Origin of the sequence: Pseudidiomarina fusca (assembly GCF_032227045.1) — a bacterium.
Lineage (GTDB): Bacteria > Pseudomonadota > Gammaproteobacteria > Enterobacterales > Alteromonadaceae > Pseudidiomarina > Pseudidiomarina fusca.
In genome coordinates, this window is record NZ_JANFPJ010000028.1 from 22,166 (window position 1) to 29,319 (window position 7,154).

The 7,154-nt window shown below is 47.6% G+C and carries 8 protein-coding genes; 1 reads left to right on the forward strand and 7 read right to left on the reverse strand.

Features of this window, described 5'->3' with window-relative positions:
• Nucleotides 1–29 precede the first annotated feature (29 nt).
• A complete protein-coding gene (locus tag NOG12_RS11510; protein WP_153827089.1) occupies nt 30–920 on the forward strand; it encodes a phosphoribulokinase in 891 nt (296 codons plus the stop codon).
• Here NOG12_RS11510 and NOG12_RS11515 read toward each other — a convergent pair.
• The 7 genes from NOG12_RS11515 to NOG12_RS11545 all read right to left on the reverse strand — a co-directional run.
• Nucleotides 913–1,764 (reverse strand): 23S rRNA (adenine(2030)-N(6))-methyltransferase RlmJ, encoded by an 852-nt coding sequence (locus NOG12_RS11515; RefSeq protein WP_153827088.1) that lies wholly within the window; start codon nt 1,762–1,764, stop codon nt 913–915. The two genes, NOG12_RS11510 and NOG12_RS11515, sit on opposite strands and share 8 nt — an antisense overlap.
• A gap of 3 nt (nt 1,765–1,767) precedes the next feature.
• Complete coding sequence (locus NOG12_RS11520; protein ID WP_153827104.1) at nt 1,768–2,169, reverse strand: OsmC family protein; 402 nt, start codon at nt 2,167–2,169, stop codon at nt 1,768–1,770.
• A gap of 48 nt (nt 2,170–2,217) precedes the next feature.
• Complete coding sequence (gene astD, locus NOG12_RS11525; protein ID WP_153827087.1) at nt 2,218–3,687, reverse strand: succinylglutamate-semialdehyde dehydrogenase; 1,470 nt, start codon at nt 3,685–3,687, stop codon at nt 2,218–2,220.
• Complete coding sequence (gene astA, locus NOG12_RS11530; protein WP_153827086.1) at nt 3,687–4,712, reverse strand: arginine N-succinyltransferase; 1,026 nt, start codon at nt 4,710–4,712, stop codon at nt 3,687–3,689. The genes astD and astA overlap by 1 nt, the downstream gene beginning before the upstream one ends.
• An 18-nt stretch (nt 4,713–4,730) precedes the next feature.
• Nucleotides 4,731–5,945: an aspartate aminotransferase family protein gene (locus NOG12_RS11535; protein WP_110075473.1), complete on the reverse strand. Its 1,215-nt coding sequence runs from the start codon at nt 5,943–5,945 to the stop codon at nt 4,731–4,733.
• Nucleotides 5,946–6,126: 181 nt separating this feature from the next.
• Nucleotides 6,127–6,738 (reverse strand): anthranilate synthase component II, encoded by a 612-nt coding sequence (locus tag NOG12_RS11540; protein WP_313933323.1) that lies wholly within the window; start codon nt 6,736–6,738, stop codon nt 6,127–6,129.
• A 195-nt stretch (nt 6,739–6,933) separates the two neighbouring features.
• Nucleotides 6,934–7,154 (reverse strand): LexA family protein (locus NOG12_RS11545; protein WP_313933324.1); only part of this gene is annotated, 221 nt, incomplete at its 5' end.

The window sequence follows — 7,154 nt, forward strand, 5'->3', positions numbered from 1 at the left end:
TAACAATCATTCAACTTTGCGGAGGACTCATGTCGGTCAAGCATCCTATCATTGCCGTCACCGGTTCATCAGGCGCCGGCACCACCACCACCAGCCAAGCGTTACGACATATTTTTCGTAACTTACGCATTCATGCGGCGTGCGTGGAAGGTGATAGCTTTCATCGGTATTCACGTCCAGAAATGGAATTAGCCATACGCAAAGCCCAAGAACAAGGCCGTCATATCAGCTATTTTGGCCCAGAAGCCAATGATTTTGCCCGGTTAGAGGCGCTCTTTAGAGAGTATGGCCAAACCGGAAATGGCGAAGTAAGACGCTATTTGCATAGTTTCGATGATGCTGTGCCTTATAACCAAACACCTGGTACCTTCACCCCTTGGGAGCCCTTGCCCCAGCACACCGATTTATTGTTCTACGAAGGCCTTCATGGTGGTGTTGCAGGTGCAGATTATGATGTTGCACAACATGTAGACTTGTTAATTGGCATGGTTCCTATCGTCAACTTGGAGTGGATTCAAAAGCTGCTTCGCGATACCTCCGAGCGTGGCCATTCCAGAGAAGTTGTTACGCAAAGCATTATTCGCAGTATGGATGATTATATTCACCACATAGTGCCGCAATTTTCGCGTACACATATCAACTTTCAACGGGTACCAACGGTAGATACCTCCAACCCCTTTAGCGCTAAAGATATTCCGAGTTTAGACGAGAGTTTTGTGGTTATTCGTTTTCGCGGGATGAAGCACGTCGATTTCCCTTATTACTTACAGATGATCGATGGCGCCTTTATGTCGCGGGTGAATACCTTGGTGGTACCTGGTGGCAAAATGGTGTTTGCAATGGAGTTAATTCTAACTCCATTGATTGAAGAAATTCTTGAGAAAAAGGCCAACGGCGGCACCGTGGAATGGCTTAAGTAAGCCATACCCCCTGCCACTGTGCGCCTCGCCCCTGAGCAAGTAACGGGGTTAAGTAGTTCATCACCTCATCCACCTGTTGTAGCAGCCCAAACGGCGGATTTATGAATAGCATGCCGCAACCATTTAAGGTCTGCGGGTCTTGCGCATCCCGAATTAAGATATCAACGGCATAAGCCTTTTGCACATGCTTGAGTTGCGCTACCTGCTGATGAAAGTCGCCAATACTAAGCGGGTCTTTGATCGGGTACCACACGGCGTAAACGCCAGTAGCCCAGCGCTTGGTGGCGGCGTCTAAAGCGGCAACTAAGGTTTGTAATTCATCGCGCTGCTCAAACGGTGGGTCGATCAACACTAACCCGCGCTTAATCGGTGGAGGTAGTAATCCTTTCAACGCGGCATAACCATTGGTTTCAGTTAAGACTTTGATACTACCGGCAGTAGCAAATTCCTGTTTAACGTTAGCAGCTAATGCCAAGCTATCTTGAGGATGCAACTCACACAGTACCAGTTGGTCTTGCGCGCGCAATTGCTCTGCTGAAAACCATGGCGAACCAGGATACCAACGCAACTCACCGGTAGGGTTAAGTTGCTGCACCTGAGCAACATAGGATTGTAATACCGCAGGGATATCATCACGGCCTAGTAACCGCGCTATGCCATCGGTGGCTTCGCCAGTTTTCTGTGCTTGCTCGCCCTGTAAGTCATACATACCAATACCAGCGTGAGTATCCAACACCCAGTACGGCTTATCTTTTTGACCTAAGTAGTCTAATACTAACCATTGTAGGCTGTGCTTGACCACATCAGCAAAATTTCCAGCATGATAGCTATGACGGTAGTTCATCAGTTATGAATTCTCAATTGCAAAACTGTGGGTAATGGTCACTGAGGCCTCTAGCATTTTCGCTACCGAGCAGTACTTGTCTGCCGACAAAGCAACCGCACGCTCAACATGTTTATCCGCAATATCTGTGCCGGTTACCACAAAGTGCAAATGCACTTTAGTAAACACGGCTGGCGTTGCATCGGCCCGCTCGCCTTGCACTTCGCAGCGTACTGCAGAGACTTGCTGACGAGCCTTTTCAAGAATCGATACCACATCAACCGAAGAGCAACCTCCAGCAGCCATTAACACTAATTCCATGGGGCTGGCAGCTTCAGCTTTATTGCCATCCATTAACAGGCTGTGGCCTGATCCTGATTTAGCCTCAAACACTAAACCGTCACGCCAGTTCACTACTGCTTGCATTGCTGCTGCCATAGGTTGCTCCTACTTGTGAGAGATCATTTATCGCAATTAAAAATTTAAGCCCGGCGCTAATTTCTCCGGCATTACCACCTGCTCGGCTTCCACTGACGCCACGGGGTAAGCACAGTAATCAGCTGCATAATAAGCGCTGGCACGATGGTTACCACTTGCACCAATACCACCAAACGGTGCCGCACTGCTGGCTCCGGTGATAGGCTTGTTCCAATTCACAATACCGGCGCGAATCCGTCTAAAGAAGTAGCGATAGGTTTCTTCGCTATCACACAAAATACCAGCCGACAAACCATAGCGAGTGTTGTTCGCTTCAGCAATGGCAGCATCAAGGTCGGTATAGCGATACACTTTTAGTAACGGCCCAAAATGCTCGATGTCAGGCATTTCTTTCACCTGAGTCACATCCAAAATACCTGGCGTGACAAAGCCCAAATGATGATCTTTTTGGAGCATTTTTAACAATACTTTAGCGCCCGCATCAATCAAATCATTTTGCGCTTTCACCATATCGCTGGCTGCTTTAGCAGAAATCATCGCACCCATAAAAGGTTGTGGGTCGGCTTCGTAGTCGCCTACTTCAATCTGTTCGGCAACTTCAATCAGACGTTTCAAAATGGCGTCGCCATTAGCGCTTTTTTCGATAAACAAGCGACGGGCACAAGTACAACGTTGGCCAGAGGTAACGAAAGCTGATTGCACAATATCGTGCACGGCAGCATCAATATCAGTTACGTCTTTCACTAGTAGTGGGTTATTGCCACCCATTTCTAGCGCTAAAATCTTATCTGGACGCCCTGCAAATTGCTTGTGTAATACATGACCAGTGCCTGACGACCCGGTAAAGAATAGGCCATCAATCTGCATATGTGCAGACAATGATTTACCCGTTTCAACCAAACCCTGCACTAAGTTGATCACACCTTTAGGGATGCCCGCTTCCTGCCACAGTTTTACCGTAAACTCGGCCACTTTGGGAGTCATTTCACTGGGCTTAAAGACTACCGTGTTACCGGCTAGTAACGAGGGTACAATGTGGCCATTAGGCAAATGCCCAGGAAAGTTATACGGACCATAAACTGCAACCACGCCATGAGGCTTGTGACGCACAAAAGCCTTACCACCTGCCATGGGGTTTTCAACGGTACCAGTACGCTCTTGATAAGCCCGCTCAGAAATCGCAACTTTACCAATCATTGCGGCGACTTCGGTTAAGGTTTCCCATACCGGCTTACCTGTTTCTTCAGCAATAATATGGGCGAATTTTTGTTTGTTTTCTTCTAGTAATTCAGCAAAACGCTTACAAATAGCTAGGCGCTCTTCAAAGCTACGATCAGCCCAAGCCACAAAAGCAGCGCGCGCGGCCAGCACTGCTGTATCAACCTGTTCGGCTGAGGCGGCCTTGCCTTCCCAAATAATCTCATCTCGCGCTGGGTTGATTGATTTAAATAAATCGCCTTCGCCACTCACCCATTCGCCATTAATAAATAAGTTCTTATCGGTCATTACTGTTCTCCTGTCAGACTGACAATCCGCACCTGGTCACCATCTTCAACGCGCAACGCGGTGCTATGGCGTGCTTCCATCACCACATGATCATCATGTACTTGAATGCGAGCTTGAATCGCGCGGAAATCCGCAACGCGGGTATTACATACAATGTAACGGGCTGATTCTGTTACCGGCCCGATTTTAACTGGTAAGCGCTTACTCTCACGTACACTCTTAATATTTGCTACTTCAGCTTCTACGGTAGGTCCGGCATCAAAAATATCGACATAGCCACGACAACGAAATCCTTCAGCTTGTAACATTTTTAAGGCTGGTCGCGTATTCTCATGCACTTGACCGATAACGGCCTGTGCTTCCGGTGGTAGCAAACTTACATACACCGGATGCTGCGGCATCAATTGTGCGACAAAGGCTTTCTCGCCAATTCCGGTAAGGTAGTCAGCTTGGGTAAAATCCATCCGAAAGAAATGCTGCTGCAACCATCCCCAGAAAGGAGATTCGCCATTTTCATCTGATACACCACGCATCTCAGCAATAGCCAATGGACTAAAGCGCTGTCTAAATTCAGCCATAAACAGCATCCGAAAGCGCGATAGCACCCGACCGTTCATATTCTTGCGAAACGGCTCGCGCAAAAAGAGAGTACATAGCTCGCTCACACCTGTGTAGTCATTACACAAGGTTAAGGTTTCTTGCGCGTTATAAATATCCAGCTCTTTACTGTGGTGAACGACTTTACCTAGCCGATAATGATAGAAAGAATCGGTTAAGCCAACTGCGGCTTCAATACCACTGACGCCAACAATCTCTCCTGACTTGGTATCTTCCATAACAAACAAGTAGCCTTCTTCACCAGGCTCACTCACATGAGCACGGGCAAAGGCTTCTTGAGCTCTGGCAATACGACGTTGGAGCAAGGTTTCATCAACCGGCAACGAGGTAAAACCATGTCCAGACTCAACTGCACAGGTATAAAGCGCCGCATAATCCTGCGGCGCTATCGGACGAACCACTAACATAAAGTGTCTCCGTGAGGATTAGCCAGCTAGCTTGGCAACAGCTCGTTCAAAGCGCGCTAACCCTTCCAGAATATCTTGCTCTGGAATAATCAACGACGGCGTAAAACGAATCACACTTGGCCCGGCCACTAGTACCATCACACCTTCAGCGGCTGCTGCATTTAAAAAGTCGCGAGCTTTACCATCGAATTTTTCAGTTAGCTCCGCACCTAACAACAAACCTTGGCCACGGATATCTTGGAACACACCGTATTTTTCGTTGATTTGCTGTAGGGTGGTTTTGAACAACTGTTCGCGTTGTTTCACACCAGCTAACACGTCATCGGTGTTCACTACATCGAATACCGCTTCAGCAACAGCACAAGCCAACGGGTTACCACCGTAAGTGCTGCCGTGAGTACCAGGTTTTAAGTGAGCGGCAATCTCTGCTGTCGTCAACATAGCACCGATCGGGAAGCCACCACCTAGCGACTTAGCTGAGGCTAAAATATCTGGGGTTACGCCAAGCTGTTGATAAGCATACAAACTACCGGTACGCCCAAAACCTGTTTGCACTTCATCAAAAATCAACAACGCATTGTATTTATCACACAACTCACGCACGCCTTTGACAAACTCTGCATCAGGGCTAATAACACCACCTTCACCCTGCAAAGGTTCCATCATGATCGCACAAGTCTTATCAGACATTAACGCTTCTAATGCGGCCAAGTTGTTGTAATCAACGTGCTCGATGGCACCAGGTTTTGGCCCAAAACCGTCCGAATAAGCAGCTTGACCACCTACTGTTACAGTAAAGAACGTACGGCCGTGAAAACCTTTGTTAAAGGCAATAATTTGGTCTTTTTCTGGTCCGAATTTATCTAACGCCCAACGTCGCGCCAATTTTAATGCGGCTTCGTTCGCTTCTGCGCCTGAGTTTGCGAAATAAACCCGGTCGGCAAAGGTAGCGTCAGTTAACTTTTGCGCTAAGCGCAGCGCTGGCTCGTTAGTGAAAACGTTACTTAAATGCCACAGTTTGTTGCCCTGCTCAGTTAACGCTTGCACCATCGCTGGGTGGCAATGGCCTAAACAATTCACCGCAATACCACCGGCAAAATCGACATATTCAGTACCGGCTTGGTCCCACACGCGTGACCCTTCGCCTTTCACTGGAATCATCTGCGCTGGGTTGTAGTTGGGTACCATCACGTCATCAAAGGTGGCGCGAGTTACGGATAATTTATTAGTCATAGCTGCCTCGTTTTGTTATCGATTAAAGCACTTTTAAGTGCAGCTATTATCGCAGAAAAAAGCACCGTTGTCGTGCTTACAGCGTAGAAAAAATGCGGGCTAGAGAGGTGGTTAGCTAAGCTTGCAGAGCCGCTGCATAATTATGCATCAGCTAGCCCTTTTGCTGCATATTAAGTTGTTCTTAAGGCGTTGCTAACTGGGTTTCATCGGGAGCCTGACAATGGCGTAAAAAGGCGGCAAATAGCTCATGCCCGAATTCAGTTTCTATCGCCTCAGGATGATATTGCACGCCCCAGACCGGAAGCTGCTGATGTCGCAGTGCCATGATTTCGATCTCGCCAGCAGCAGTCTCAACCCAAGCATCAACCACTAATTCTGGCGGCAGGCTGTCTGGCTGTACCAGCAAGGAATGATAACGAGCCACCTTGAATGGAGTAGGCAAACCGGCAAACAGCCCTTGCTGTTGATGCTGCAACAACGAAGTTTTACCGTGCATGACGGTGCCGGCACGCACGACTTTCCCGCCAAACACCTGAGCTAAGGCTTGGTGCCCTAAACACACACCTAGAATCGGAACACGTCCTGCAAATTCTCTAATAGCGGCAAGACTAATCCCAGCATCATCTGGTGTGCAAGGGCCTGGAGAAATCACTAAACCAGTGAGTGGTAGCGCAGCGATTTCAGCAAGGGTTATCTGATCGTTACGCACTACTTTTAGGTTCGCACCTAGCTCCCAAAAGTAGCGCGCGACATTGTGAGTAAAGGAGTCATAATTATCAATGATAAGTAGCATACAGGCATTAACTCATTGTTTTAATTGTAAATTTCATCACAGCGATGGTAACCATACCCGCATTCATACCCGCAATTTCAATCAGTGCTTATTTACACACATATCAATAAAATTATAAAAAACCTGAGTCCAACATTGAGCTATAACCGGTTCGCTCAGAATCCGAGTTCAACGACAAAACTTACTAGGGTCATACTACCAAAAATCGATGATAGCTTGTCGTACTACACCAATGATGGTGCAGTTGCCGTTGATCGGTATTGCAGGGTATTGGGGGTTCAAAGGTTTTAGGAACTTCTGTTCACCATCAATAACTAACTGCTTAAAGGTTGCTTCTTTCGAATCATCCAAACGCGCAACAACCAATGAACCTGAAGAGTAAGGTAACTCAGGATCAACAACGATCACTGCTCCCT